The organism is Sphingomonas mangrovi, assembly GCF_047975845.1.
Taxonomy (GTDB): Bacteria; Pseudomonadota; Alphaproteobacteria; order Sphingomonadales; family Sphingomonadaceae; genus Sphingomonas.
In genome coordinates this window covers 21445-46256 of record NZ_JBIUCZ010000029.1, presented here as the reverse complement: position 1 = coordinate 46256, position 24812 = coordinate 21445, and the positions used below count along the sequence as shown (strand labels likewise).

At 70.6% G+C, this 24812-nt stretch carries 26 protein-coding genes; 12 read left to right on the top strand and 14 right to left on the bottom strand.

Annotation, left to right across the window (positions count from 1 at the left end; all coding sequences use genetic code 11):
- Positions 1 to 299 precede the first annotated feature (299 nt).
- A complete protein-coding gene (locus ACBY01_RS13465) occupies positions 300 to 1040 on the top strand; it encodes an SDR family oxidoreductase (RefSeq protein WP_416461413.1) in 741 nt (246 codons plus the stop codon).
- Between the two features lie 217 nt (positions 1041 to 1257).
- Here ACBY01_RS13465 and uvrC read toward each other — a convergent pair whose 3' ends face one another.
- The 7 genes from uvrC to ACBY01_RS13430 all read right to left on the bottom strand — a co-directional run bounded on the left by uvrC (position 1258) and on the right by ACBY01_RS13430 (position 6435).
- Positions 1258 to 3183, bottom strand: a complete 1926-nt coding sequence (uvrC, locus tag ACBY01_RS13460) for an excinuclease ABC subunit UvrC (RefSeq protein ID WP_416461412.1) — start codon at positions 3181 to 3183, stop codon at positions 1258 to 1260.
- 199 nt (positions 3184 to 3382) lie between these two features.
- A complete protein-coding gene (locus tag ACBY01_RS13455; RefSeq protein WP_416461410.1) occupies positions 3383 to 3703 on the bottom strand; it encodes a DMT family transporter in 321 nt (106 codons plus the stop codon).
- A 94-nt stretch (positions 3704 to 3797) separates the two neighbouring features.
- Complete coding sequence (locus ACBY01_RS13450; protein WP_416461409.1) at positions 3798 to 4457, bottom strand: F0F1 ATP synthase subunit B family protein; 660 nt, start codon at positions 4455 to 4457, stop codon at positions 3798 to 3800.
- A complete protein-coding gene (locus ACBY01_RS13445; protein WP_416461408.1) occupies positions 4450 to 4944 on the bottom strand; it encodes a F0F1 ATP synthase subunit B family protein in 495 nt (164 codons plus the stop codon). Before ACBY01_RS13445 ends, ACBY01_RS13450 begins: the two co-directional genes overlap by 8 nt.
- A 79-nt stretch (positions 4945 to 5023) precedes the next feature.
- Positions 5024 to 5251, bottom strand: a complete 228-nt coding sequence (locus ACBY01_RS13440) for a F0F1 ATP synthase subunit C (protein ID WP_055927075.1) — start codon at positions 5249 to 5251, stop codon at positions 5024 to 5026.
- A gap of 37 nt (positions 5252 to 5288) precedes the next feature.
- Positions 5289 to 6080: a F0F1 ATP synthase subunit A gene (locus ACBY01_RS13435; protein ID WP_416461407.1), complete on the bottom strand. Its 792-nt coding sequence runs from the start codon at positions 6078 to 6080 to the stop codon at positions 5289 to 5291.
- A 34-nt stretch (positions 6081 to 6114) separates the two neighbouring features.
- A complete protein-coding gene (locus tag ACBY01_RS13430) occupies positions 6115 to 6435 on the bottom strand; it encodes an AtpZ/AtpI family protein (protein WP_416461406.1) in 321 nt (106 codons plus the stop codon).
- 238 nt (positions 6436 to 6673) lie between these two features.
- Between ACBY01_RS13430 and ACBY01_RS13425 the strand changes: the two genes are divergently transcribed.
- A complete protein-coding gene (locus ACBY01_RS13425; protein ID WP_416461405.1) occupies positions 6674 to 7075 on the top strand; it encodes a hypothetical protein in 402 nt (133 codons plus the stop codon).
- Positions 7076 to 7081: 6 nt separating this feature from the next.
- Here the strand turns inward: ACBY01_RS13425 and ACBY01_RS13420 are convergent, their stop codons facing one another.
- Positions 7082 to 8386: a cation:proton antiporter gene (locus tag ACBY01_RS13420; RefSeq protein ID WP_416461403.1), complete on the bottom strand. Its 1305-nt coding sequence runs from the start codon at positions 8384 to 8386 to the stop codon at positions 7082 to 7084.
- Between the two features lie 355 nt (positions 8387 to 8741).
- Between ACBY01_RS13420 and ACBY01_RS13415 the strand changes: the two genes are divergently transcribed.
- Positions 8742 to 9053, top strand: a complete 312-nt coding sequence (locus tag ACBY01_RS13415; protein ID WP_416461402.1) for a hypothetical protein — start codon at positions 8742 to 8744, stop codon at positions 9051 to 9053.
- Positions 9054 to 9080: 27 nt separating this feature from the next.
- On the opposite strand, the gene ACBY01_RS13410 is transcribed toward ACBY01_RS13415, so the two are convergent.
- The 3 genes from ACBY01_RS13410 to ACBY01_RS13400 are packed head-to-tail and all read right to left on the bottom strand — an operon-like array spanning position 9081 to position 12877.
- Entirely contained in the window at positions 9081 to 9464 is a 384-nt protein-coding gene (locus ACBY01_RS13410; protein WP_416461401.1) for a YdbL family probable chaperone protein, read from the bottom strand.
- Entirely contained in the window at positions 9464 to 9649 is a 186-nt protein-coding gene (locus ACBY01_RS13405; RefSeq protein WP_416461400.1) for a YnbE family lipoprotein, read from the bottom strand. Before ACBY01_RS13405 ends, ACBY01_RS13410 begins: the two co-directional genes overlap by 1 nt.
- Positions 9650 to 9670: 21 nt before the next feature.
- Positions 9671 to 12877, bottom strand: a complete 3207-nt coding sequence (locus tag ACBY01_RS13400) for an intermembrane phospholipid transport YdbH family protein (RefSeq protein ID WP_416461399.1) — start codon at positions 12875 to 12877, stop codon at positions 9671 to 9673.
- A 102-nt stretch (positions 12878 to 12979) separates the two neighbouring features.
- Here ACBY01_RS13400 and radC point away from each other — a divergent pair, with 102 nt between their 5' ends.
- Positions 12980 to 13678 (top strand): RadC family protein, encoded by a 699-nt coding sequence (gene radC / locus ACBY01_RS13395; RefSeq protein ID WP_416461398.1) that lies wholly within the window; start codon positions 12980 to 12982, stop codon positions 13676 to 13678.
- A 227-nt stretch (positions 13679 to 13905) separates the two neighbouring features.
- Here the strand turns inward: radC and ACBY01_RS13390 are convergent, their stop codons facing one another.
- A complete protein-coding gene (locus tag ACBY01_RS13390) occupies positions 13906 to 14334 on the bottom strand; it encodes a hypothetical protein (RefSeq protein ID WP_416461396.1) in 429 nt (142 codons plus the stop codon).
- Between the two features lie 234 nt (positions 14335 to 14568).
- Between ACBY01_RS13390 and purB the strand changes: the two genes are divergently transcribed.
- Together purB and ACBY01_RS13380 are read left to right on the top strand one after the other, a co-directional pair.
- On the top strand, positions 14569 to 15885 hold the full coding sequence (gene purB / locus ACBY01_RS13385) for an adenylosuccinate lyase (protein ID WP_416461395.1): 1317 nt from the start codon (positions 14569 to 14571) through the stop codon (positions 15883 to 15885).
- 132 nt (positions 15886 to 16017) lie between these two features.
- Positions 16018 to 18189 (top strand): putative bifunctional diguanylate cyclase/phosphodiesterase, encoded by a 2172-nt coding sequence (locus ACBY01_RS13380; protein WP_416461393.1) that lies wholly within the window; start codon positions 16018 to 16020, stop codon positions 18187 to 18189.
- A 21-nt stretch (positions 18190 to 18210) separates the two neighbouring features.
- On the opposite strand, the gene ACBY01_RS13375 is transcribed toward ACBY01_RS13380, so the two are convergent.
- Positions 18211 to 18681 (bottom strand): hypothetical protein, encoded by a 471-nt coding sequence (locus tag ACBY01_RS13375; RefSeq protein WP_416461392.1) that lies wholly within the window; start codon positions 18679 to 18681, stop codon positions 18211 to 18213.
- Positions 18682 to 18817: 136 nt separating this feature from the next.
- On the opposite strand from ACBY01_RS13375, the gene ACBY01_RS13370 reads away from it, so the two are divergent.
- The 6 genes from ACBY01_RS13370 (at position 18818) to ACBY01_RS13345 (ending at position 23630) form a co-directional block, all read left to right on the top strand.
- A complete protein-coding gene (locus tag ACBY01_RS13370; protein ID WP_416461391.1) occupies positions 18818 to 20155 on the top strand; it encodes a glycoside hydrolase family 27 protein in 1338 nt (445 codons plus the stop codon).
- A gap of 197 nt (positions 20156 to 20352) precedes the next feature.
- Complete coding sequence (locus ACBY01_RS13365; protein ID WP_416461390.1) at positions 20353 to 20604, top strand: hypothetical protein; 252 nt, start codon at positions 20353 to 20355, stop codon at positions 20602 to 20604.
- Positions 20605 to 20648: 44 nt separating this feature from the next.
- Positions 20649 to 22022, top strand: a complete 1374-nt coding sequence (locus ACBY01_RS13360) for a L,D-transpeptidase family protein (protein WP_416461389.1) — start codon at positions 20649 to 20651, stop codon at positions 22020 to 22022.
- Positions 22023 to 22400: 378 nt separating this feature from the next.
- Positions 22401 to 22832 carry a hypothetical protein gene (locus tag ACBY01_RS13355; protein WP_416461388.1) on the top strand — a complete coding sequence of 144 codons (432 nt, stop codon included), beginning with the start codon at positions 22401 to 22403 and terminating at the stop codon, positions 22830 to 22832.
- A 56-nt stretch (positions 22833 to 22888) separates the two neighbouring features.
- A complete protein-coding gene (locus ACBY01_RS13350) occupies positions 22889 to 23374 on the top strand; it encodes a hypothetical protein (protein ID WP_416461387.1) in 486 nt (161 codons plus the stop codon).
- 79 nt (positions 23375 to 23453) lie between these two features.
- Positions 23454 to 23630: a hypothetical protein gene (locus tag ACBY01_RS13345; protein WP_416461386.1), complete on the top strand. Its 177-nt coding sequence runs from the start codon at positions 23454 to 23456 to the stop codon at positions 23628 to 23630.
- 22 nt (positions 23631 to 23652) lie between these two features.
- Here the strand turns inward: ACBY01_RS13345 and ACBY01_RS13340 are convergent, their stop codons facing one another.
- On the bottom strand, positions 23653 to 24693 hold the full coding sequence (locus tag ACBY01_RS13340) for a glycoside hydrolase family protein (RefSeq protein WP_416461385.1): 1041 nt from the start codon (positions 24691 to 24693) through the stop codon (positions 23653 to 23655).
- Between the last annotated feature and the right edge of the window lie 119 nt (positions 24694 to 24812).

Genomic DNA, 24812 nt, shown 5'->3' with positions numbered 1-24812 from the left:
CCGGGCAATCGCACACCGTTCCGCATACGAGAGCTGTCGGTACCTGGTTCCCATCGCAACACCTCAACCTGGTGTTGCACTTCGTTTGTGAACTCGGGGGATCTCGTGCCGCAAGCGCGCCGCCCGCGGCAGGAGATCCCAGCTTCCGCTGGGATGACGGATGGGGAAGACGATCCACCGCCCCCGCCCCTCTGGCGTCGTCCAAACGCAAGCCGGCCCGTCCCACCGCAGGCGAAGTCCCTTCCGGCCCCGCCCCTCGCCCGGCTATGGCCCGCCGGGACCGGACGAGGAACACCACCATGATCGAAGGCAGAACCGCGCTGGTGACCGGCGCCGCGGGCGGGTTGGGGCTCGCGATCACGCGCGGGCTCGCCGCGGCGGGCGCGCACGTGCTGCTCCACGGCCGGCGCGCCGAACCGCTCGACGCGCTCGTCGCCGCCATCGCCGAGGCCGGCGGATCGGCCGAGCCGCTGGTCGCCGACCTGGCCGACGCCGCGGCCCTCGCCGCCGCCCTCACCACCGCGCTCGGCGCCCGCGCGATCGACATCCTCGTCAACAACGCCGGCCACCGCGACCGGCGGCCGCTCGCCGAGCTCGACCGGGCGGCGGTGCGGCGGATGCTCGAGATCAACCTCGTCGCGCCGTTCGACCTCGCCCGACTGGTCGCACCGCGCATGGCGGACGGCGGACGGATCATCAACGTGACCTCGATCGCCGGCCAGATCGCGCGCGGCGGGGACGCCGCCTACACCGCGTCGAAGGGCGGGCTCGACGCGCTCACCCGCGCGCTCGCCGCCGAGCTCGGTCCGCGCGGCATCACCGTCAATGCGGTCGCGCCCGGCTTCTTCGCGACCGAGGCAAACGCCGCGATGGTGGCGGACCCCGCGATCGCCGCGCATCTCGCCACGCGGACGTCGCTCGGCCGCTGGGGCCAGCCGGAGGAGATCGTCGGCCCGGTGCTGTTCCTCGCCTCTCCCGCGGCGTCCTACGTCACCGGCCAGGTGCTCGCGGTCGACGGTGGCTATACGGCGCATTTCTGAGAGGGCGCACAACTGCGCCCCTGCGCTTTGTACGGGTTGGGAGGGCTCTCCAAGATTCCTCGTCATCCTGACGGAAGTCAGGATCCATTGCCGCTCCGGCCGAAAGCGCGAGCGTTGCGCGAATGGATGCCAGCCTTCGCTGGCATGACGACGGGGCGGGGTGCCGCAGATTTCCGGCCTTATCGCACCTGGACGCGAGAAACCCCGACCGAACCCCTCACCGCGCGTGGTAGAAGTCGTACACCTGCTGCGCGACCGCCGCCGACACGCCCGGCGCCTTCTGCAGGTCCGCCAGGCTCGCGCCGCGCACCGCCTTCGCCGTGCCGAAGTGCATCAGCAGCGCCTTCTTGCGTGCGGGGCCGATGCCCGGCACCTCGTCGAGCGGGCTCGCGCCCATCGCCTTGGCGCGCTTCTGCCGGTGCGCGCCGATCGCGAAGCGGTGGACCTCGTCGCGCAGCCGCTGGAGGTAGAACAGCACCGGCGCGTTGACCGGCAGGGTGAACTCGCGCCCGTCCATCAGGTGGAACACCTCGCGCCCTTCGCGGCCGTGGTGCGGCCCCTTGGCGACGCCGACCAGGCACACGTCCTCGATCCCCAGATCCTCCAGCACTGCACGCGCGGCGTTCAGCTGCCCGCGGCCGCCGTCGATCAGCACCAGGTCGGGCCATTCGCCCGAATCGCGATCGGGGTCCTCCGCCTGCGCCCGGCCGAAGCGGCGGGCGAACACCTCGCGCATCATGCCGAAGTCGTCGCCGGGGATCGTCTCCTTGTTGCGGATGTTGAACTTGCGATACTGGCCCTTGCGGAACCCCTCCGGCCCCGCGACCACCATCGCGCCCAGCGCATTGGTGCCCTGGATATGGCTGTTGTCGTAGACCTCGATGCGGTCGGGCGGCTCGGCCAGCTCGAACAGGTCGGCGACCTCGCGCAGCAGCTTGGCCTGGGTCGTCGATTCGGCATTGCGCCGCTCGAGTGCCTCGACCGCGTTGCGCGTCGCCTGCTCCAGCAGCCGCCGACGCGGGCCCCGCTGCGGCACCGACAGCGCCACCTTGTGCCCGGCGCGCTCGGCCAGCGCCTCGCCCAGCAGCTCGGCCTCGGCGAGGTCGCGGTCGACGAACACGTTCCGCGGCGGCGGCACCTCCTCGTAGAACTGCATCAGGAAGCTCGCGAGCACTTCCTCCTCCGGCACGTCGCTGGTGTGCTGCGGGAAGAAGCTGCGGTGGCCCCAGTTCTGCCCGCCGCGGATGAAGAACGCCTGGATGCCGATCGTCCCCTCGCGGCACGCCAGCGCGAAGACGTCTGCGTCGCCCACGCCGTCGGCGTTGATCGCCTGACTGCCCTGGATGAAGGTCAGCGCCTTCAGCCGGTCGCGCAGCACCGCCGCGAGCTCGAAGTCCATGTTCTCGGCCGCGAGCGTCATCTGCTCGCCCAGCTTCGCCTGCACCTTGGTCGACTTGCCGGCCAGGAAGTCCTTGGCGTCGCTCACCAGCTCGGCATAGCCAGCCTCGTCGATCCGCCCGACACAGGGCGCCGAGCAGCGCTTGATCTGGTGGAGCAGGCACGGGCGGTCGCGCGTCCGGAAGAAGCTGTCGGTGCAGCTGCGCAGCAGGAACAGCTTCTGGAGCGCGTTGAGCGTCTGCGTCACCGACCCCGCGCTTGCGAACGGGCCGTAATAGTTGCCCTTCGCCCGCCGGGCGCCGCGATGCTTCTGGATGCGCGGAAACTCGTGGTCGGCGCGCAGCAGGATGAAGGGGAAGCTTTTGTCGTCGCGCAGCAGCACGTTGTACGGCGGGCGGTAGCGCTTGATCAGCTGCGCCTCGAGCAGCAGCGCCTCCGCCTCGTTGTTGGTGGTGACGATCGTCATCGACCGCGTCTGCGCCACCATGCGCTGCAGCCGCTTCGACAGCCGCGACACCTGGGTATAGTTCGCCACGCGGTTCTTCAGCGCGCGCGCCTTGCCGACATACAGCACGTCGCCGCGCGCATCGTGCATGCGGTAGACGCCGGGCCGCACCGGCAGCGTCTTGAGCACGTTGCGGATCGCCGCGACCCCCGCCTCCAGGTCCGGCGCATCGGCACCGCCGCGCACGGTATAGGCGGCCTTGTCTTCGTTGAATCGCGTAGGGGAATTGGGTTCGGACATTGCGTGTCGATCTAGGGAGTCCCGCCCGCTCCCGCCAGCATTGAGGTCCGGCAAGCCAACCAACCGCCGACCAACCGTACCCCGGCGAAGGCCGGGGCCCAGTCGGGAAGGCCTTCGTGAGGTTCCGCACCCTCGCTTCCCTCCCCCAACTGGGCCCCGGCCTTCGCCGGGGTACATAGAGGGAGACGGAGGCGCGCGGTCAAACCCGCGCGAAAATCTTGGTACCGACGACGCCGATCACGATCAGCGCCATGAAGAACGCCTGCATCGGTCCGATGCGGTCGCCGAACAGCATCGCGCCGCCGACGATCACGCCCACCGCGCCCAGCCCGGTCCACACCGCATAGGCGGTGCCGGCGGGAATGCCGCGCATCGCCAGCGCCAGCAGCCCCATGTTCACGAACGACAGCGCGATCGGCACCGCCGATGCGGCGACGGTCGCCTGCGTCCCCGCCCATTTCAGGCTCAGCGCCCAGCAGATTTCGGTGACGACGGCGATCCCCAGGATGATCCAGGCCATGAAGACTTCTCCTGGGCTCTGGAAACGGAAAAGGGCGCCGCCGGAAACCCGAGAAGCGGCGCCCTTGTCAGGGTATCGAGGACGTGTCCCGCGATCAGTGCGGGCGGCTCGCCCCCGTGCCGAGCCCGGCGATGGTGCGGTCGATCAGCGCGCGGTCGCCCTGGCTGTCGAGCCGGTCGGCGATCAGCACCGCCGCCGCCTTGGTCGCGGCGTCGGCCGCCTTGGCACGCACCTCGGCGATCGCCTGGCGCTCGGCCGCGGCGATGCGGTCCTCGGCCATGCGCGCGCGGCGCTGGGTCAGTTCCTCGGCGTCGGCTTCGGCCTTGGCGACGATCGCCGCCGCCTCGGCATGGGCGTGCTCGCGCATCGCCGCCGCTTCGGCCTCGGCCTCGGTCGCCTTGCTGGCGTATTCCGCCTTCAGCGCCTCGGCTTCGGCACGCAGCCGCTTGGCTTCGTCGAGCTGGCTGCGGATCGTCGCGATCCGGGCGTCGAGCGTCCCGGCGATGCCCTTGTGCGCGCGCCGCCACACCAGCAGCAGGATCGTCAGCAGCGCCGCGACGGCGACCCAGCCGGTCGAATCCATGCCCCAGGCGGTGGGGCTCACCGCGTGATGCTCGTCCGCGACGGCGGTGCCGTGCAGCGGCTCGGCCGGCAGCCCGTCCCGGCCGCGGATCGGCGTCTTTTCCAGCGGCTCCAGCGCCGCGGCATGATCCAGTCGTTCGGCCACGATGCTCGATCCGTTTGCGTTAGCCATGCGCGACCACCTTGCGGACGGCAGCGTCGGCGGCGTCGCGGCTCACCTCGATCCCGGCCAGCTTGGCGACGATTCCCTGTGCGGCATCGGCCGCGACGGCTTCCAGGCTGGCGAGCGCGCTGGCCCGCGCTTGGTCGACCTCGGCCTCGGCCGCGGCGAGCCGGGCCTGCATCGCCGCATTGGCGGTCTTGGCGCGGTCGGCGGCGTCGGCGGTGGCCTTCGCCTTGGCGGCGTTGGTCTCGGCAAGCGCTGCCTGGCGAGCCTCCGCCATGCGGGTGCGCCATGCCTCTTCGGTCGCGTCGGCTTCCTGGCCGGCGCGCGTGGCGGCGGCGAGGTCCTCGGCGATCTGCGCGTCGCGCTTCTCGACGGTGCCCTGGATCCTCGGCACCATGCCGCGCCCGATCCCGAAATAGATCAGGCCGAACACGATCAAGAGCCAGAAGATCTGCGAGGCGTAGGTCGCAGCGATCTGTTCGATTTGCGGCATGGCGGTTCCCGTCCGTTCGCGTGGAGCTTTCCGTCACCGCCCCCGCCCTAAAGGCGGAGGCCGGTCACGAAAGGCCAGGTTACGCGACGAAGATCAGCAGCACCGCGACGACGAACGCGAGCAGGCCCAGAAGCTCGGCGGCGGCGAAGCCGATGAACAGGCGGCCCTGCTGGCCGTCGGCGGCACCCGGGTTGCGCAGCGCGCCTTCGAGGAACTTGGCGAAGACGTTGCCCACACCGAGGGCGGCAAGGCCCGCACCGATCGCGGCCAGACCGGCACCGAGCAGCTTTGCGGCTTCTGCGTCCATGATAAAACTCCCGTTGGAAAAATCGTTGGTGGAAAGATCAGTGCAGGTTGACGGCGTCGTTCAGGTAGAGCGACGTCAACAGCGCGAAGACATAAGCCTGGATGGCGCACACCAGCAGTTCGAGCAGGGTGATGCCGATCATCAGGATGAAGCTGGGAATCGCCACCAGCGGCGCGACCCAGAGCGCTTCCGCGTTCAAACCGTTGATGACGAAGCCGGCCAGCACCTTCAGCAGGATGTGGCCCGCGGTCATCGCGACGAACAGTCGCAGGCCGAGGCTGAACGGACGCACCAGGAACGAGAAGAGCTCGACGACCGGGATCAGCCACAGCAGCCACCACGGCGTGCCGTGCGGCACGAACAGCGAGAAGAAGTGCAGGCCGTGGCGCGAGAAGCCGACGATCAGCACCAGCGCGAAGCTGATGATCGCCAGCACGCCGGTGACGGTCAGGTGGCTGGTGACGGTGAACGGGTGGACGCCCGGGACCAGGCCGAACGGCAGCAGGCCCAGGATGTTCGCGATCAGGATGAACATGAACAGCGAGAACACGTACGGCAGGAAGCGCTTGCCCTCCGGCCCGATGTTCGCCGTCAGCATGTCGCCGATGAAGCCGGTGAAGCTCTCCACCGCCATCTGCCAGCGGCCGGGGATGGTCTGCCCCTTCATGCCGCCGAGCATGAACAGCCACAGCACGACCAGCGTCGCGACCATCCACAGCGCGGAGTTGGTGAAGGCAATGTTGTAGCCGAACAGATTCCAGCCCTGACCGAACACGGGTTCGATCAGAAACTGATGCATCGGGTCGATCTTGGATCCGCCTTGCGCCACGTGTCTTCCAACCGCCAATACGACGAACGCCCGGTTATTCCGGGCGCTCGCCAGCCATCCTGATGATGTTCCTGAACCCGGCGCCTACCCCCAGGGCAAGCAGCGTGAGCAGGAGCCACGGGGACGTTCCGAACCAGCGGTCGAGCAACCAGCCGATCAGCGCGCCGCCAGCAAGAGACCCGAGGAGCGTCGCGAGCACGCGGTTGCCGAGCGAATAGTTCCGATCGACCCCCGCCTTCGCACGCCCCGTCCGCACGGCTTCCGCCTGATTCGCTTGTTTGAGCCGCTGTTCGAGCGACACGAGGCGCGAATCCTCGGTACCGTAGGGGTCCTGCCCGGGGTCGTTTTCCGCCATGCGCCGTCCACTCCAAAATCGCTGTCGGGGGAAGGAACGCATGTACGGCGAGCAACCCCGCCAAGGCGGCGCCCGTTTAGGAAGGGGTCGCTTTCAAGTCAACCTTTGTAACAGGTTCGCATAGCCTCACGCGGCACGGGTGCAGCATCGCCGCCACAGGCCCCGCAACCGCTGGGGCGTTGCCAAGGCAGCGCCTTCGGGCGATGCTGCGCAACGGGAAACAGGGGGGAGGCACGCCGTGCGCAAACTCGCCAGGCATCTGTTCGACGGCGCCCGCATGACCGACGCGGAATATCGGGCCAACCTCAACGGGATCAACATCTTCTTCGGGGCGGTGCTGGGCTTCGTGCTGGCGGGCACCGAGACGCTGGAGACCGCCGGCTTCACGCTCGTGCTGGTTCTGTGCTCGGCGATCGTGATCAGCATCCTCTATATCTCGTCGAGCCGGCGGCGGCTCGTCTATTTCCTCTACACCGCGCTCGGGATCGCCTGCCTGCCGCAGGTCGTGACGCTGATCGGTCCGGCGGGCACGACGCTGCCGCCCAAGCTGATCCCGACGCTTGCCGTCTGGACGGCGATGACCGCGTTCGTGGAGTTCGCGCCGCGCGTCCAGCCGGAGGGTACCACCCGCCGGCCGTGATCGGAATCAGCGCGCGGTGACCGCCTCGCGCGCGCTGATGCCCTCTTCCTCGACGAGGGTGCCCAGCGCGCCTTCTCGTCGAGCACGCCGGCCATAGACCAGCTCGAACAGCGGCGACGCCATCAGCGTGGTCAGGATCGCCATCAGCACCAGGATCGCGAACAGCGCCGGGCCGATGATGCCGCGCTGCAGGCCGATGTTGATGATGATCAGCTCCATCAGCCCGCGCGCGTTCATCAGCGCACCGATGCCCAGCGCGGTGGCATTGTCCTGCCCCGTCAGCCGCGCCGCCACCCAGCAGGCGCCGCCCTTGGCCAGCACCGACGCGGCGAGGATCGCCAGCGTCACCCCCAGCAGGCCCAGGTTGTCGACCAGCGTCAACTGGGTGTTGAGGCCCGAAAAGACGAAGAACATCGGCAGCAGCAGCACCACCGTGATCGGCTCCAGCTGCCGCCGCAGCCCGTCGGCAAAGGCACCCCGCGGCATCACCGTGCCGAGCAGGAAGCCGCCGAACACCGCGTGCATCCCCACCGCATCCATCGCGAAGGCGGCGAACAGAAACAGCATCAGCGCGACCGCCAGCTCCCCCTGGCCGATCCCGCCGCGCTCGGCCGCACGCCGGCCGAGCGGCGCGAGCAGTCGAGGTCCCGCCCCCAGCACCAGCGCGGCGAACAGGATCGCGCCGCCGATCGCCTTCACCGCCACCCACGGCCCGTCGCCGAAGGTCGCGAGCACGACCGCCAGCACCGTCCACGCGCCAGCATCGTCGATCGCGCCCGCCGACAGCGACAGCGTGCCGAGCGGCGATCCCGCCAGCCCGCGCTCGTGGATGATCCGCGCCAGCATCGGGAACGCGGTGATCGCGATGCACGCGCCCAGGAACAGCGTCGCCTGCACCGGGGTGACGCCCGCACCGAACAGGCCGGGCACGCCGAGCAGCAGGGGGGTGATCGCCACCGCGACCAGGAAGGGCGCCGCCATTCCCGACAGCGACACCGCGGCGGCGCTCCCCGCCTGGCGGCGGAAATGATCGCCGCGGAACTGGAGCCCGACCAGGAACATGTAGAGCCCGACGCCGAGCTGCGCGCCGACGTAGAGCATGCCGCGCGCCTCCTTGGGGAACAGCGCGGCCTGGAGCTCGGGCGCGAGCAGCCCGAACAGCGAGGGGCCGAGGATCACGCCGGCGATCATCTCGCCCACCACCTGCGGCTGCCCCAGGAAGCGCCGCGCGAGCCACCCGACGCCGCGCGCCACCGCCACGATCGCGAACAGCTCCAGAAAGAAGATCACGCTCAACTGCGCCGGTGCCATGCCCCCTCCCCCGCGGCCCGACGCGGCGGCTGCGCCCCGGACGGCGCGAAGCCTAGAAGCTACCGCCAGCGGCGACAATGGGGAGGGCGAGCGGAAGCAGCCCGGCAAGCTCTCCGGCACTCCCGCCTCCCCCAAACGTCATCCCAGCGAAAGCTGGGATCTCCCGGTTATGTCACGCAACGTCGCCCCAGCGGCACGAGATCCTGACTTTCGTCAGGATGACGGCCGGTCTCAAGGACAGCAGGAGTTCGGGGACGTCCGACCAGGTCCTAACGATCCGGTTGCAGCCCGCCGTGGCATCCTGGACAATGGCCAGCCGGTCGTCGGTCGCGTACGCTTCACCAGGAAGAGCACCATGCAGGTCATCGATCACGCGCCCTACAGCTGGTTCCTGCTCGCTGCCGGCGACGCGCTGCTCTTCGACGCCTACTGCAACCACAGCGCGCTCGGCTATTCCTGGCTGATCGAGCTGAACGCGCAGGAGCGGCAGGCCTATGCGCGCGGCGGCCGCGCGTATCTGGACCGGCTGGCGCAGGACATCCACAACGGCGTGCCGATCCTGAAGATCAGCACCTCCCCATACCGGACCCGCAACCGCGAGGCCGAGTTCGCGGATGCCGTCACCCAGGCCATCCGAGCCTGGCGCGCGGACGCGCGCGAGGGGTGAGGGCCGGGTATCCGACCCGCCCCCCCCTCAAACGCAGCGCGGGTCGCGCTCCGGTGCGCCGCCGCCGCGGGTCTTCCAGCTGCCGTCGGGGCCCTTGTACTTCTCGCCCGGCTTGGTCTTGGCGATCAGGTTGCAGCCCGACACGAACGCGAACTGCTCGATCGTCGCGCCGTTGCCGGCACCGCGGGTATAGGCGGCCTTGCGCTGAATGTTGATGTTGGCGACCAGCGCGCGCAGCTCCGGCGTGGCGTCACCGACGATGCCGAGATAGCCGTCGGGCTGCTCGCCGACCTTGCCTGCGGCGCGCGCCGCCTCATAGGCCGGGTCGCGCTGCGCCCAGGCGGCGCCCGCGATTCCGGTGACGGCGACCGCCGCTGCGGCCGCGAACACGAACTTCATTGCCTTGCGCATCAGAATATCCCCGGGTTCTGCTGGATCAGGCTCTTCGCCTCTCCGTCCAGACGATACACCACTTCCTGCGTGATGTTGATGTTGAGGTTGATCTCGATCGGCTTGTCGGGCGCGGTCACGTTCACGCATCCGCCGCTCGCCGTCACGATCGCGGCACCGAGCGCCGCCGAAATCCACCTACGCATCTGCACGCCTCACGCTGTTGGTCATGGCCTATCCTCGCTTACCGGGGGCTGAACGGGCTTTGGGGTCGCCGCTGCGGGCGGCACCGTCGCTGGCGCGCCCTGCTGCCGCTCGCGCGCTTCCTGCGCGTCCATCAGCGCGGGCAGGTTGCGCTGAATCAGCCGGCTCGGGTCGTAATAGCTCTGCACCGAATCGATCAGCTGGCGGAAGGGCGCCTTGATCCGCACGTTGAACACGAACGGCAGCCGCGCCAGCCGGCGGATCAGGAAGTTGGAGCTCGTACCCTCGCCCTGGCTCACCCCGGCGAAGCGGATCGCGGTCACCATCTCGCCCGCCAGCGGCCCGTCCATCTCGATCGTCAGGTTCCGGTAGTCGAGGCTCTTCAGCGCCTGGAACGCCAGATTGCCCCAGACGCCGATGTCCTCCTTCGTCACCTCGCCGACATAGGCCAGGTTGCCGCCGCCCTCGCGCGCGACCAGCCGCCCGCCCTCGATCCGCCCGCCGCGCGCGTCGAACACCATCGGCAGCACCCCGTCGAAGGTGCCGCTGGCGTTGAGGTTCTCGAACGCGAACTCCTGGAGGAACAGCCCGGCGTCGACGCCGGTGACGCGGAAGGTCATCCGCCGTTCGGTCTGCGGCGCGAAGTCGAGCACCGTCGGCTCCAGCACCATCTCGCCGCCGGCGAGCGGCCAGCGCCCGCCCTCGATCTGGATGCGCTGACCCGCGATCAGCCGATAGCGCAGCTGCCCGTCCTTGAACGGGATGCCTGGATTCGCCTCGGCGATGGTGAGCAGCTGGTTGGGCGCGGTCACCAGCCCCAGCAGGTCGGTGAAGCGCACCTCGCCCGAAATGCCGGTGGCAGGGCCGAACGCCGCCGCCAGGTCGGTGCCGGCGGTGCGGAACACGCCACCGCTGGTCACGCCTTGCGCATTCCACGCGATCCGCCCCTCGCCCGACACGCTGCCCTTCACGTCGGCGATCACGCCGAAGGTCAGCGGGGTCAGTTCGTTGGGCTGGAAATCGGGGCCGAAGGCGATGCCCGGCACCTTCAGCTCGGCCTCGCCCGCGCCGCTGCCGAGTTCGTGCGCGATCCGCACCGTCGCGACGGTCACGCCCTTGGCCGGGTGCTTGAGCGTCCCGGTCGCGGCGATGGCGTTGCCCGCCAGCGTCAGCGCGACGTCGTCGCTCGCCAGCGTCTCGAACCGGCGCGACTCGGTCTGCGCGTCGTCGACCTTGAGCCCGCCGGTCAGCCGCAGCGTGCCGCCCGCAAACCGCCAGTCGCCCGCCGCGCCCGACAGCAGCAGCGGCACGTTGGCGATCTGACCCGCCCCGTCGGCGAAGCGCCCGCCGACGCCGCCGCCCGCGATCCGCCCCTCCAGCCGGCCGATGTCGAGCCGGCTCACCCGCTCCGCCGCGCCCAGCCGGGTCTCGACTCCGTCGAGCGCGAAACCGAAGTCCGCCAGCCCGAACCGACCGCCGCGCATCGCCAGCGTCACCGGCGTGCTTCCCAGCGTGCCGCCCAGCCGCGTCGCGCCCAGCCGCGCGCCGCCGGAGAGGCCGCCGCGCCCGACCGACACGAGCGCGCCGCCGGTGGGGCACAGCCGCAGCCGCGCGGCGTCGAGCACCAGCGACGACACCGCCAGCCGCTGCCAGCCGACGCCGACGCATTCCGGGTTCACCACCACGCCGGCGCGCCCGTCCCAGCGGCCCGACAGCGGCACGCGCAAGCCCTCGACCCGCCCGTCGCCCAGCGGCCCGCTCAGCGTCGCCTGCGTGTCGAAGCGCGTGCTGCCGTCGCGGGCGCGGGTGAAGGCGACCGGCGTCAGCGCCAGCCGCGCCCCGCCCGCCGCATAAGGCCGCAAGATCGCGCTGCCCGTTACCGCCCCGCCCGGCTGCGCCTGCGCCAGCTGCACCACCGCCTCGGGCAATCCGCCGCCGCCGATCGTCAGCGTGCCGTTGAGGCGCGCGGCACCGTCGGGCCAATCATAGGCCACGCCCTCGCCGGCCAGCACCACCGACGCGCCGCTCGCCGCATCCGCGCTCAGCCGGCGGACGAGCAGCCGCCCGCCCTCGCCACCGTTGGCGACGTCCAGCTGCGCGGCCGCGTCGAACCGCCGCCCCGCCGCGACCCCGGCGTTGGCGAGCGCCGCCATCAGCGGTCCGACCGGCGATCCCGCACCCGTGCTGCCGAGCTCCGCGACCTGCCGCAGCATCGCTTCGGGCAGCGCCACGCCGGTTGCACTGGCGGTGCCGGCGAACGCCTGCCGGGCGCCGATCCGATAGCGGCCGTCGATCGCCAGCCCCGCGCCGCCGACCCCGGCCGCCGCGAAGGCGCCGCTTTCGAGCGACGCGCTGCCCTGCGTGTCGCGCGCGCTGCCGGTGAAGTCGACGCGGCCTTTGAGCCCACGCACCCGCGCGCCCGCCCCGGCGGCATCGGCCACCGCCAGCTGGGCGTTCCCCTGCCAGCGGTCGAGCCGCTCGCCGAGCGTCACGTCGAGCCGGGTCGCGAGCCCCGCGGCCCGCGTGTCGCCGCACGCCAGCGACGCGGCGCGCACCGGTCCGGCGATGCTCGGCCGCGCGTCGGTGATGCGGATCGCCACCGCCGCCTGCAGCTTCGCGACGGCGCAGCCGCTGCCGACCGCCAGCCGCTCCGACACCGCCGCCAGATCGCCCGAGAAGCCGTCGTCGAGCCGGCCGCTGCCGCTGAGCTTGAGGCCGACCACCCCGCCGGGCGTCTCCAGTCGCATCCGCGCGTCGCCGATCCGCGCGTCGAGCGCCGGCAGCGCGAACGGCTTGCCCGACGGAGCCGGCAGCAGCCTGTCGATCGCACCCAGCGAGACGGTGCCGTCGACCAGCCGCCCGCGCAGCCGCACCCGGCCGACGCGCACCCCCGTCACCTCCGGCCCGGCGAGCGTCACCCGCGTGCGCAGCTCGGCCCAGTCGGCGACCAGATCGGGATTGCGCGGGTCGCCGATCACCACGTCGGTCAGCCGCTGGCGCCCGAAGCTCAGTTCCTCGATCCTGTAGCGGGCGGGCACCCCGCGGTCGGCGAGCGCGCGGCGCACATAGCTGTCGGCGATCGGCCGGCGGGCGAGCCACAGCGCGATCAGCGCCAGCAGCAGGACGAGCGCCACCCCCAGCGCGGCGCGCCGGCGGCGCGACCAGCGCCGCCGCCCCGGAATCCCGTCGGGCGTGGGGCCATCCGGCGTGTCGATAGTCTCAGACGTCACGCCGTGCACCATTCTCCCATCCGGCGATCGTTACGATACCCGTCCGGCGGGTCAAGCGTCGCGATTGCATGGCCCGTCTGCACCGCCTAGCCTCTACCCTGCATGAACGCCTCCGCGCCCGATGGACCGAGCACCGACGGCACCGGCCATCGCGCGCGGCTGCGCGGACGGCTGCTCGACGGCGGCGGCGAGGCGCTGCTCGATCACGAGCTCATCGAATATCTGCTGGCGCTCGCCATCCCGCGCCGCGACACCAAGCCACTGGCGAAGGCGCTGCTCCACGAGTTCGGCGGGCTGGGCGGGCTGCTCTCGGCCGATCCCCGCGCGATCGCGCGGGTGCCCGGCATGGGCGACACCGCGGTCGCCGCGCTCAAGATCGCGCACGCCGCCGCGATCCGGATGCTGCAGGGCGAGATCGCGGCGCGACCGGTCCTGTCCAACTGGCAGGCGGTGCTCGACTATCTCCACGCCGAAATGGCCTATCACACGATCGAGCGGGTGCGCGTCCTCCACCTCAACGCGCGCAACATGCTCGTCCGCGACGAGTTGGTCGCAGAAGGCTCGGTCGACCAGGCGCCGATCTACGCACGCGAAGTGATCCGCCGCGCGATCGAGCTCGGCTCGGCGGCGCTGATCCTGGTCCACAACCACCCGAGCGGCGACCCCACCCCCAGCCGCGCCGACATCGACCTCACCCGCATCGTCATCCAGGCGGCCAAGCACCTCGACATCGCCGTCCACGACCACGTCATCATCGGCACCAGCGGCCACACGAGCCTGCGCGCCAAGGGGCTGATGTAGGAGTTGGCATACCCTACCCTCGTGTCCCCGCGCAGGCGGGGACCCAGGGTCAAGCGGAACAACCGTCCGCGGCGCATGGGGCCCTGGGCTCCCGCCTTCGCGGGAGCACTAAAGAGCCCCTCCCCCAAACGAAAACGGCCGCCGGAACGAACCGGCGGCCGGGTCCGGCCCGGGGACGGAGGCCGGAGTTCGGAAACTTGGCGACCGCTTGCGCGGCCGGCGCTGCGTCAGCCGCTCGCCTTGGTCAGGAACGCGGTCAGCTCCGCCTTGGACACCGACTTCGACTTGTCTGTATCCGCCTGGGCGAAGGCCTGGGTGATCCAGCTCTTCATCTCCGGGCTCTCGGCGGTCGCGCTGGGATCGCTCGCCGATCGCAGCGACGCCATCCATGCGCCGAACTGCGTCTGGGTCAGCGTGTCCTTGCCGCCGGAGTATTTCGGAAACTCCTGCTCGACGATGTCGGCGATCTGCGTCGGCGTCGCCGGCTGCGCGGTGGTCGCCGTGGAGGGTTGCGCGGTGCTCGGCGTCGTGCTCTGCGGCGCGCCCTGAGTTGTCGCCGTCGGCGGAAAGCTCTGCGGCTGGGTCTGGGGCGAGCCCATCGACCCGGAGGGCGAACCCGTCATGTCCTGCGCCATCGCCGGCGCAGCAACGCTCATGGCTCCGACCAGAAGAATCTGCTTCAACATTTCCAGCCTCCATTTCTGTACTTGCGAACCCGTCGGATAGTCGGCGGGACGCTGCTGGTTATGAACAGGATATAGGCACGATGTCTTGGGATGCACCACCCTGCCACCGCCGCCAAACCTGCAACCCATCGGCTTTTCCGCTCGACTCGGGGGCCAAGCGTTGGCATTCGGCGGCCAACCGACCCTCCAGACAGGCAGACCCGCATGGTTCCCCGCTACGCCCGCCCCGAGATGACCGCGATCTGGTCGCCCGAGACCCGTTTCGCGATCTGGTTCGAGATCGAGGCGCACGCCACCGACGCGCTCGCCGAACTGGGCGTGGTGCCCAAGGAAGCGGCCGAAAAGATCTGGGCCGCCAACGAGGCCGCCGGCCCCTTCGACATCGCCCGCATCGATGCGATCGAGGCGGAGACCAAGCACGACGTCATCGCCTTCCTCACCCATGTGTCGGAGCGGACCGGGCCGGAGGCGCGCTTCCTCCACCAGGGCATGACCTCGTCCGACGTGCTCGACACCTGTCTGGCGGTGCAGCTCGCCCGCGCCTCCGACATCCTGCTCGCCGATCTCGACCGGCTGCTCGAGGTGCTCAAGCGCCGCGCCTATGAGCACAAGCTCACGCCGACGATCGGCCGCAGCCACGGCATCCATGCCGAGCCGGTGACCTTCGGCCTCAAGATGGCCGAGGCCTATGCCGAATTCGCCCGCAACCGCGCCCGCCTCGTCGCCGCGCGCGCCGACGTCGCCACCTGCGCGATCTCGGGCGCGGTCGGCACCTTCGCCAACATCGACCCGCGCGTCGAGCAGCACGTCGCCGACAAGCTCGGCCTCGTCGTCGAGCCGGTGTCGACGCAGGTGATCCCGCGCGATCGCCACGCGATGTTCTTCGCGACGCTGGGCGTCATCGCCTCGTCGATCGAGCGGCTCGCCACCGAAGTCCGCCACCTCCAGCGCACCGAGGTGCTGGAAGCCGAGGAATATTTCTCGCCCGGGCAGAAGGGCTCGTCGGCGATGCCGCACAAGCGCAACCCGGTGCTGACCGAGAACCTGACCGGCCTCGCCCGCATGGTGCGCAGCGCCACCATCCCGGCGATGGAGAACGTGGCCCTGTGGCACGAGCGCGACATCTCGCACTCTTCGGTGGAGCGCTACATCGGCCCGGACGCGACCATCACCCTCGACTTCGCGCTGGCACGGCTGACCGGCGTGATGGACAAGCTGCTCGTCTACCCCGAGCGGATGCAGAAGAACCTCGACCGCATGGGCGGGCTGGTCCACTCGCAGCGCGTGCTGCTGGCGCTGACCCAGGCCGGCGTGAGCCGCGAGGACGCCTATCGCCTCGTCCAGCGCAACGCGATGAAGGTGTGGGAATCGGACGGCGCGCTGTCGCTGCTCGACCTGCTCAAGGCCGACGGCGAAGTCACCGCCGCGCTTTCGCCGGAGGAGATCGAGGCGCGCTTCGACCTCGACTACCACTACAAGAACGTCGACACGATCTTCGCCCGCGTGTTCGGCGACGCCTGAGCTGAAACGGGCCGGTCGGCGCCCCGCGCCACCGGCCGCCCCGCCGCGCGCGCCTGCCCCGCGGCAGGCTCTAACCAAAACTTAGACAATTCCGCCGCATAGCGACTCCGATCTGGGTCTTTCGGAGATCGCATGCGCCTGCCCCCGCTCCTCCCCAACGAGGATGAACGCCTGGAGGCGCTCGCCCAGTATCAGGCGCTCGATCCCGCGGTCGACCTGGGCCTCGGCGAGCTGACCCGGCTCGCGTCGCGAATCTTCGACAGCGCGATCGCCACCGTCTCCTTCGTCGCCGCGGACGAGCAGTTCTTCCGCGCCGCGGTCGGCACCGACCTCGATGGGACGTCGCGCGCGGTGTCGTTCTGCGCTCATGCGCTCGCCGAGGAGGAGGTGTTCGTCGTGCTCGACGCGACGATGGACGCGCGCTTCGCCGACAATCCGCTGGTGATCGCCCCGCCCGGCATCCGCTTCTACGCCGGCGCGCCGCTGCGCACGCCGGAGGGCCATCCGATCGGCACGCTGTGCGTGATCGACACCCGCCCGCGCAGCCGCTTCACCGCCGCCGATGCCGAGAATCTGCGCGCCCTCGCCGACATCGTGATGGACCGACTGGAGGTGCGCCGCCTCGATCTCGCGCGCCGCATCGGCCAGTCGCGCTTCCGCAACATCGCCGCCACCTCCCCCGACGCGATCGTCTGCGCCGACCATCACGGCCGCATCCGCTTCTGGAACGCCGGGGCAGAGGCGATGTTCGGCTTCCCCGCCGACCAGGTCGAGGGCTACGGCATCGACATCATCGTGCCGCCGCGGATGCGCGGCGGGCACGACGGCGGGCTGCTGCGCGTCGCGAACGGCGGGGCGCCGCGGCTGGTCGGGCGCAAGGTCGAGCTCACCGCGATGCACCACGACGGTCGCGAGTTTCCGATCGAGCTCTCGCTGTCGATGTGGTTCGAAGGGCCGCACGCCGCCTTCGGCGCGATCATGCGCGACCTGTCGGAACGCCGCGCGACCGAGGACCGGCTGTTCCGCATGGCGCATCTCGACCATCTCACCGAACTGCCCAACCGTGCCGCGCTGCTCACCCGCACCGCCGCGCTGGTCGAGCGGGCGACGCCGTTCGCGCTGCTGATGCTCGACCTGGACGGGTTCAAGGACGTCAACGACACGCTCGGCCATTCCTCGGGCGACGCGGTGCTGCGCACGATCGCCGCGCGGCTGCTCGACTGCGTCCGCCCGCTCGATACGGTCGCCCGGCTCGGCGGCGACGAGTTCGCGATCCTGCTGACCGGCGAGGAGCCGCGCGAGCATGCGGTGGACATCGCCGAGCGGCTCGCCGCCGCCGTCGCCGCCGCGGTGCCGCTGGAGACCCAGGAGGTGCACGTCAGCGCCAGCGTCGGGCTCGCGCTCTTTCCCGGCGACGGCGTCGATGCCGAGGACCTGCTCTCCGCCGCCGACCTCGCCATGTATCAGGCGAAAAGCGAGGGCCGCCACTGCCACCGCTTCTACACGCCCGAGCTGCGCAGCGCCGCGATCCACCGCCGCGCGTTCGAGGGCGAGCTGCGCGACGCGCTCGCGCAAGGCCAGTTCCGCCTCCACTACCAGCCGCAGGTGCGCCTGCCCGATCGCGCGCTGCTCGGCGCCGAGGCGCTGCTGCGCTGGCAGCATCCCGAGCGCGGGCTGCTTTCGCCCGGCGCCTTCCTCCCCGCGCTCGAATCGGGCGGGCTCGCGCACGACGTCGGCCAGTGGGTGCTGGAGACCGCCTGCGCCCAGGCCGCCGTCTGGCGCGCCCGCGCGCCGCATCTGGTGATGGGGATCAACCTGTTCGGCGCGCAGTTCCGCGACGGCGGCATCGCCGAACGCGTCCGCGCCGCGCTCGACCGCCACGGCCTGCCGCCCACCGCGCTCGAGCTCGAGGTGACGGAGAACATCATCCTGCGCGAGGACGAGACGATGCTCGCCCCGCTGCGCGCGCTGCGCGATCAGGGCGCGGGCGTCGCGCTCGACGATTTCGGCACCGGCTACGCCTCGCTGAGCGTGCTCAAATCCTACCCGATCAGCCGCATCAAGATCGATCGCAGCTTCATCCGCGACATCGTCGACGACACCGCCGACGCCGCGGTGGTGACCGCGATGGCGTTCCTCGGCAGCATGCTCGGCATCGACGTGATCGCCGAGGGCGTCGAGACCCCCGCCCAGGGCGACGCCCTGGCCAAGTGCGGCTGCACCGTCGCCCAAGGCTATCTCTACGGCCGCCCCATGCCCGTCGAAGCCTTCAACGCCCTGCTGACGCAGAGCGCAGCCGCCTGAGGGTGCGGCCCGTCTGAACCGCTACAGCGGAATCGGAATCCGTTCGCGCTTGTCCTTCTTGCGGCCGATCTTCTTCACGCCGCGGCCGATGTCGCGCACCAGCAGGCCGACGCTGGTCGCCTCGCCCGGCTCCTCGCAGCAGCTGCCCGGATCGATCAGCTTGCCGACGCCGCGAACCAGCGCCACGCCCATGCTGCCCAGGTCGATCCCGCTCGGGCAGCCGCCCGACAGCGTCGCGCACGGCGGCGCCGACGCCTGCAGCGCGCCGATGCCGGTGAGCTCCGGATTGGAGGCCACCGGCCGGTCGGGCGGCCCGCGCTCGTCGGGGAGCGGCAGCCGCGGGGTCGGCGCGACGCGGGCGCACACCACGATGTCCTCGTCCCGCGTCCGCGCGCTCGCGCACGGCTCGGTAAGGATCGACCAGCGCGTCGGCGCCTCGGCGGGCGGCGCGGCGGCCTGGAGGGCCAGGGCGATCAACGGTGCGGCGAGCATCGGCAGGCTCCTTCGGAAACGCGCGCAGGCTCGCATCGTCCGCGCCCGCCGCCAAGCGCAAATGTCGCGCGCCGCGCCTTGGTCGCGGTAGTCGCCGCTGCTATCGCTGCGGCCTGGCGACGGGAGAGGCGAGACGATGCGGATCAATCGACGCGAGCTGCTGGCGGCGGGCTCGGCCGGAGGCGCCGCGCTGCTCGCGCCCGCCGTCCCCGCCGCAGCGGCGCCGGCGACGCTCGCCCCCACGCCGCCGATGGGGTGGAACAGCTGGAACAGCTTCGCCACCACCATCACCGAGGCGCAGGCGCGCGAGACCGCGCAGATCCTGGCCGACCGGCTGCTGCCGTTCGGCTACGACGTCTTCACCGTCGACATCCAGTGGTACGAGCCGGAGGCGTCGAGCTACACCTACAACGCCGCGCCGGTGCCGACGCTCGACGGCCACGGACGGCTGCTGCCCGCACCCAACCGCTTCCCTTCCAGCGCCGGCGGCAAGGGGTTCGCGCCGCTCGCCGCGGCGGTGCACGCGCTGGGGCTGAAGTTCGGCATCCACCTGATGCGCGGCATCCCGCGGCTGGCGGTGGAGCGCAACCTGCCGATCCTGGGCACGCGCTACCGTGCCGCCGACATCGCCGACCGGACCAGCATCTGCGCGTGGAACCCGGACATGTACGGCGTCGACATGCGCCGCCCCGGCGCACAGGCCTATTACGACAGCGTCTTCCGGCTCTATGCCGACTGGGGCGTCGACTTCGTCAAGATGGACGACATGAGCCGCCCCTACGATGCCCACGCGCCGGAGATCGAGGCGGCGCACCACGCCATCCGCGCCACCGGCCGGCCGATGGTGCTCAGCCTCTCGCCCGGCGAGACGCCGGTCGTGCGCGGCGATCACGTCCGTCGATACGCGCAGATGTGGCGGATCAGCGACGATTTCTGGGACGAATGGCCGCTGCTGGAGGCGCAGTTCGTCCGGCTGGAGAACTGGAGCCCCTGGGCGCGTCCCGGCAGCTGGCCGGATGCCGACATGCTGCCGCTCGGCCGGCTGGCGCTGGGCGCGCGCGACAGCCGCTTCACCCCCGACGAGCAGCGCACGCTGATGACGCTGTGGTCGATCGCGCGGTCGCCGCTGATCATGGGCGGCGACCTGCGCCACCTCGACGCGCCGACGCTGGCGCTGCTCACCAACCGGGCGGTGCTGGCGGTCAACCAGGCGAGTACCGACAACCGCCCGCACTTCGTCGCCGACGGCGCGCGCATCTGGTCGGCGCGCCCGCAGGACGGTGCCGGCCGCTACGTCGCCCTGTTCAACACCGGCGACGCCCCGCGCGAGGTTTCGATCGCGCTGCGGGACCTGGGGCTTTCCGGCACCCGCTCGGTGCGCGACCTGTGGACCGGCGCCACCCTGCCCCCCGTCACCGACCGCCTCGCCCGCACGATTCCGCCGCACGGCGCCGAGCTCCACCTGCTGCGGTGAGCCGCCGTGGCCGCCCCCCACTCTGCAACACCGTCGCACCGTCGCGCCTGCGCAACGATTGGCCGCTGCGCCCGGCGCACAGGCTTCCCCTTTCGTTCGGCCGCGGCGTAGCCATCTGCGGGCTCCGCTCGTTCGCGAGGGGAGCAGCACGGCCGGCGCACGTACGCGTCGGCCGGTCCTTTGAAGGGAGGATGAAGATGCGTATCCGTTCCATGATTCTCTTGGCCGCCGGCGCTGCGTCGCTCGGCGCCTGCGCCAAGAAGCCGCCTGTCGCCACCGTGCCGCCGCCCCCGCCGGGCGCCGTCTCCGGCAGCGTCGCCGCCGATCGCGATGGCGACGGCATCATCGACGGCTATTACACCGCGGACGGCATCTACCACCCGCTGGCACCGCCGGCCCCGCCGCCCCCGCCGCCGCCTGCGCCCACCCCGCTGGGAGAACGCGGCTGATCCCGTTCGCTTCGGGGATGCGGTCCTGCCGCATCCCCGCCCTGGTGCTGCTGATTGCCGCCGTCGGAACCGGGCTCGCCGGGTCCGACGGCGCGCGCGCGTTCGCCCAGAAGAAAGCCGCCGCCGCGAAGAAGGCGCCGGTCCGCAAGGCCGCTGCCAAAAAGCCACCCGCCAGGAAAGCCGCCGCCAAGCCCAAGGCGCCCGAGTCGACCCCCGCCACCCGCGCGGTCGCGGTGCAACTGCGCGAACAGGCCGGCGGCAAGGTGAAGGGCTTCTACGCCGACCGCGGCTTCTGGCCGATCTGGGCGGCGGACGGCACGCTCGGTCCGGAGGCCGACGCGTTCGTGGCGATGGTCGAGTCCGCCGATCTCGACGGGCTCAAGCCCGGCAGCTACGGCCCCGAATCGCTGCGCAAGGCGATCCGCCAGGCCAAGGGCGGGGATCCCGCCGCGGTCGCCCATGCCGAGCTGGAGCTGTCGCGCGCGCTCGTCGACTATGTCGCCGACGTCCGCCGCCCGCGCGACGTCGGCATGACCTACCTCGACGACGAGGTGAAGCCGCGCAAGCTCCGCCCGGACGACGTGCTGCGCGCCGCGGTGCTCACCAAGCAGTTCGGCAGCTACATCGCCGACATGGGCTGGATGAGCCCGCAGTACGTCCGCCTGCGCAAGCTCGCCGCCGACAAGTGGCTGAGCGGCGAGGACCGCGCGCGGCTGCGCCTCAATCTCGATCGCGCGCGGCTGCTGCCCGGCCCCTGGACGCGGCACATCGTCGTCGACGCCGCCTCGGCGCGGCTGTTTTTCTACCAGGGCGGCAAGCAGGTGGGGACGATGCGCGTCGTCGTCGGCACGCCGGAGACGCAGACGCCGATGCTCGCGGGCATGGTGCGCTACGCGATCCTCAACCCCTATTGGAACGTGCCGACCGACCTAGTGCAGAAGAAGATCGCGCCGCGCGTGCTCGGCGGCAAGTCGCTGGCGGGCATGCGCTACGAGGCGCTGTCCGACTGGAGCGCGGACGCGACCAAGCTCGATGGCAAGGCGATCGACTGGCACGCGGTGGCCGACGGCACGCAGGAACTGCGCGTGCGCCAGCTGCCCGGCCCCGGCAATTCGATGGGCCGGGTCAAGTTCATGTTCCCGAACAACCAGGGCATCTACCTGCACGACACCAACGAAAAGGCGCTGATGCAGAAGCCCGACCGCCACTTCAGCAACGGCTGCGTCCGGCTGGAGGATGCGCCGGGGCTCGGCAAGTGGCTGCTCGGCAAGCCGATCACCGCCTTCGCCAAGCAGCCGGAACAGGGCGTGCCCCTGCCCCAAGCGGTGCCGGTGTTCCTCACCTATTTCACCGCCACGCCCACCGCCAAAGGCGTGGGTTTCCTCAAGGACGTCTACGGCCGCGACACCCGCGCATGAGGCGAGGCCGGGGCGACCCGGCCTCGTTGTTCATCACGGTTTCGACTCCCGAAGATGAACTTGTCCATCGCTCGAACTTTCTTGCCAAGCTCTAGACGCCGGACAGTCGCACGCTGGAACAGCGCACACGCCTTCGGAAAAGTTGCAAAGCTCTTCAGGAGCTTGGGCGACGAGAAGCGCTTATTCTCGCGAATCTCTTGCAAAAGAACAGCCGGTTTAACTACGGTGTCAGCTGAAACTTCCTTCGCAAGGGCAGAGCACGCAATGCGGCGAGTCAGTTTGAAGGTCGGGGGAACACCAGTCGGGAAGGCAAGTACCTGGGCATACCCCAAGGGTCAGCATCTCGGCACGTTTCAGATACCGACCTACCGGATGACCGTGAGCGGGACGAACGGCGCCGGCCGCCGTGTTTCGACCGACTTCGAAGTGTTCCGGTTCGGTGTCTCTTGCAAGGATGGGCGGACTGCAAACGTAGTCGGATTAGCGGACCAGCAGACGCACGTCGTGAAGGCGTGGATCCCGACGTACCGGGTGCACAGCGCCAACTCGCCGGAAAACGGCGGATGGCAGGTCTATGGCAACTTCCTGATCCACGACGGTCCGGACAACGACACGGAGTTGTTCGCGTCCATCGGCTGCATTGAAGTCATGGGTCGGCGCGGCTTCGTTCGCTTCAACGACCTTCTCATCGCGCTGTCTGGCGTGAACGGCAGGAACCGCGACGAGCAGCTTCACCAGATCGCGCGGTCGCGTTCTCTGATCATTACCTATGATCGTGCGGCTCGACCGCCACTGGTGGCAGAACCATGAAGTTGTCGCGACACATTGCCGTAATAGCGGCTGGAGCGCTGGCGCTTGGTGCCGTCTTGGAGTTCGCGCCGCAACGCCGCGCGGTCGCGCATGCCAGCGAAGCGACAGCAGCGGTTGGAGCCGCCACGTTGCTGCGCGAGCAGATCGCCGAAGCCTATGCGCTCGCCAACGCTGCCACTGCCTTCACGACGAGCGAACACAGCGCGGCAGACCTGCGGCAGCTCCTCCGCGAGCGCGTGGACGCCAATGTGCTGGACGGCGCCCGCGCGCTGCGTGGCAGCGACCACCGCTTCAGCCCGGCCGACGGCAAGCCGCGCCACGCCGGTGTGATCGAGATTCGCTACGCCGACGCCAGGGTCGCTGCGGCCCGCGTCCGCCCGTTGCTGGGCGAGCGGCGCTTCTTTCGCGGGACGCAGATCCTCACGCCGATGGTCGCTGCGGCGCACGGCGACACCGTCGTCCTGTTCTTCACCGAAAGCGCCGGCGACGCGAAACTGCGCGCCACGCTCGCCGCCGCCGCCGCCCGCCTCCGCGACCGCTGACCGCGCGCGCCTGGCCGCGCGCGCCTGGCCGCACCGATGCGGTGGCGGTCTAACGCGGTTTGCGGCTAGGGTGTCGCCGATGGTCGCGCTCGGCTGCCTCTCGCTCCTGATCCTGCCGCTGCTCGGCCTAGTGGCGGGCGCCCTCCTCGGCGGTCCGCAGCTCGCCCGCTGGGGCGCACTCGTCGGGCTGATCGCCGGCGCCGCGATCAGCGGGGTCATGGCCTATGCGCTGGTGAAGGCGGGACGCCGCCGCTAGCCCTCCTATCCGGCCTCGACGCTCAATCGCCGTCGAACGCGGCCCGCAGCGCGTCATACGCTTGGCGGCTGATCTCCAGCATCGATCCGTGCCGCACCCCCGCCGGCATCTCGAACCGGTTCCACGCGGCGACGCCGGTGTTGCCCGACACCTGGTACCACGGCCCCTGCAGCGTCGGCGCCATCGACAGGCCATAGCTCGTGCCGGCATATTGCTCGTAATAAAGCAGCCAATCGAGCCCGTTGGGCGCGCGCACCAGCGTCGGCGCCTCGCGGAAATTGGGGCTCAGCGGCGCGCCGGGCAGCGGATAGGGGCCCAGCAGCTGCGCCGCGCAGCTCATCCGGATCGTCTTGCCGGTGGTCCACTGGTACGACGGATAGCGCTCATCCTTGACGATCGCGCAGTAGCCGCCGCGCGGATCGGGCTGCAAGACCGTGTCGATCGTCGCCATGTCCCAGCTGAACAGCCGGCGCGGCTTGCCCTCGAACGTCCGCAGGTCCTTCGACCGGACGTAGAGCGTGCGCTGGCTCGCCCAATAGCGTTCGGGGTCCCGCGCGTCGCCGTTCTCGTTGGGCGTGTGCCAGGTCAGCAGGAACGTTCCCGAGGGCGTGTCGAAGGTGAGCTTGGGCGCCCCGATCCGCTGCAGCGCATGGGGATGGCCGGGAATGTCCTTCAGGTCCGGGCGATAGGTGCCGAACGGCGCCCAGCGCACCAGGTCGTCCGAGACCCAGAAGCGGATCAGCGGATCCTCGTCGCTGTTGTTGCCGACCAGATAATAGCGCCCGTCGCCGCCGCGCGCGATCGAGGCATGGCCGTGATAGGCGTCGAACACCGGCTTGCCGCCGTTGAGCCGCGTCCAGTGCAGCCCGTCGAGGCTGACCGAATAATGGAGCACGCCGTAGCGCTCCTTGGTCATGTGCGCGAACAGATACGCCTTGGCCGGATCGACATAGGGCGTGACCGGCCCGCCGGGCACCTCTTGCGCCGTCACCGGCGCTGCTCCGGCCGCGACCAACGCGACAAGCACCAGCGCCACGCCGCGCGTCCATCGGAAGATTGCCATATTCCGCTCCCCTGTTGGGGGGAGCCTATCGACGCGCACCGATGGCCGCAATCACGCTGCAGCCGGTGCCCGTCACGGCGTTCGCAGGGGCGAGGATTGCCGCTACCGTGCTCCTGCGC

What these genes read in the sequence shown, in the direction of transcription:
- ACBY01_RS13465 (WP_416461413.1), top strand. Translation starts at nt 300, where the DNA reads ATGATCGAAGGCAGAACCGCGCTGGTGACCGGCGCCGCGGGCGGGTTG.
- uvrC (WP_416461412.1), bottom strand. Translation starts at nt 3,183, where the DNA reads ATGTCCGAACCCAATTCCCCTACGCGATTCAACGAAGACAAGGCCGCC.
- ACBY01_RS13455 (WP_416461410.1), bottom strand. Translation starts at nt 3,703, where the DNA reads ATGGCCTGGATCATCCTGGGGATCGCCGTCGTCACCGAAATCTGCTGG.
- ACBY01_RS13450 (WP_416461409.1), bottom strand. Translation starts at nt 4,457, where the DNA reads ATGGCTAACGCAAACGGATCGAGCATCGTGGCCGAACGACTGGATCAT.
- ACBY01_RS13445 (WP_416461408.1), bottom strand. Translation starts at nt 4,944, where the DNA reads ATGCCGCAAATCGAACAGATCGCTGCGACCTACGCCTCGCAGATCTTC.
- ACBY01_RS13440 (WP_055927075.1), bottom strand. Translation starts at nt 5,251, where the DNA reads ATGGACGCAGAAGCCGCAAAGCTGCTCGGTGCCGGTCTGGCCGCGATC.
- ACBY01_RS13430 (WP_416461406.1), bottom strand. Translation starts at nt 6,435, where the DNA reads ATGGCGGAAAACGACCCCGGGCAGGACCCCTACGGTACCGAGGATTCG.
- ACBY01_RS13420 (WP_416461403.1), bottom strand. Translation starts at nt 8,386, where the DNA reads ATGGCACCGGCGCAGTTGAGCGTGATCTTCTTTCTGGAGCTGTTCGCG.
- ACBY01_RS13415 (WP_416461402.1), top strand. Translation starts at nt 8,742, where the DNA reads ATGCAGGTCATCGATCACGCGCCCTACAGCTGGTTCCTGCTCGCTGCC.
- ACBY01_RS13410 (WP_416461401.1), bottom strand. Translation starts at nt 9,464, where the DNA reads ATGCGCAAGGCAATGAAGTTCGTGTTCGCGGCCGCAGCGGCGGTCGCC.
- ACBY01_RS13405 (WP_416461400.1), bottom strand. Translation starts at nt 9,649, where the DNA reads ATGCGTAGGTGGATTTCGGCGGCGCTCGGTGCCGCGATCGTGACGGCG.
- radC (WP_416461398.1), top strand. Translation starts at nt 12,980, where the DNA reads ATGAACGCCTCCGCGCCCGATGGACCGAGCACCGACGGCACCGGCCAT.
- ACBY01_RS13390 (WP_416461396.1), bottom strand. Translation starts at nt 14,334, where the DNA reads ATGAGCGTTGCTGCGCCGGCGATGGCGCAGGACATGACGGGTTCGCCC.
- purB (WP_416461395.1), top strand. Translation starts at nt 14,569, where the DNA reads ATGGTTCCCCGCTACGCCCGCCCCGAGATGACCGCGATCTGGTCGCCC.
- ACBY01_RS13380 (WP_416461393.1), top strand. Translation starts at nt 16,018, where the DNA reads ATGCGCCTGCCCCCGCTCCTCCCCAACGAGGATGAACGCCTGGAGGCG.
- ACBY01_RS13375 (WP_416461392.1), bottom strand. Translation starts at nt 18,681, where the DNA reads ATGCTCGCCGCACCGTTGATCGCCCTGGCCCTCCAGGCCGCCGCGCCG.
- ACBY01_RS13370 (WP_416461391.1), top strand. Translation starts at nt 18,818, where the DNA reads ATGCGGATCAATCGACGCGAGCTGCTGGCGGCGGGCTCGGCCGGAGGC.
- ACBY01_RS13365 (WP_416461390.1), top strand. Translation starts at nt 20,353, where the DNA reads ATGCGTATCCGTTCCATGATTCTCTTGGCCGCCGGCGCTGCGTCGCTC.
- ACBY01_RS13345 (WP_416461386.1), top strand. Translation starts at nt 23,454, where the DNA reads ATGGTCGCGCTCGGCTGCCTCTCGCTCCTGATCCTGCCGCTGCTCGGC.
- ACBY01_RS13340 (WP_416461385.1), bottom strand. Translation starts at nt 24,693, where the DNA reads ATGGCAATCTTCCGATGGACGCGCGGCGTGGCGCTGGTGCTTGTCGCG.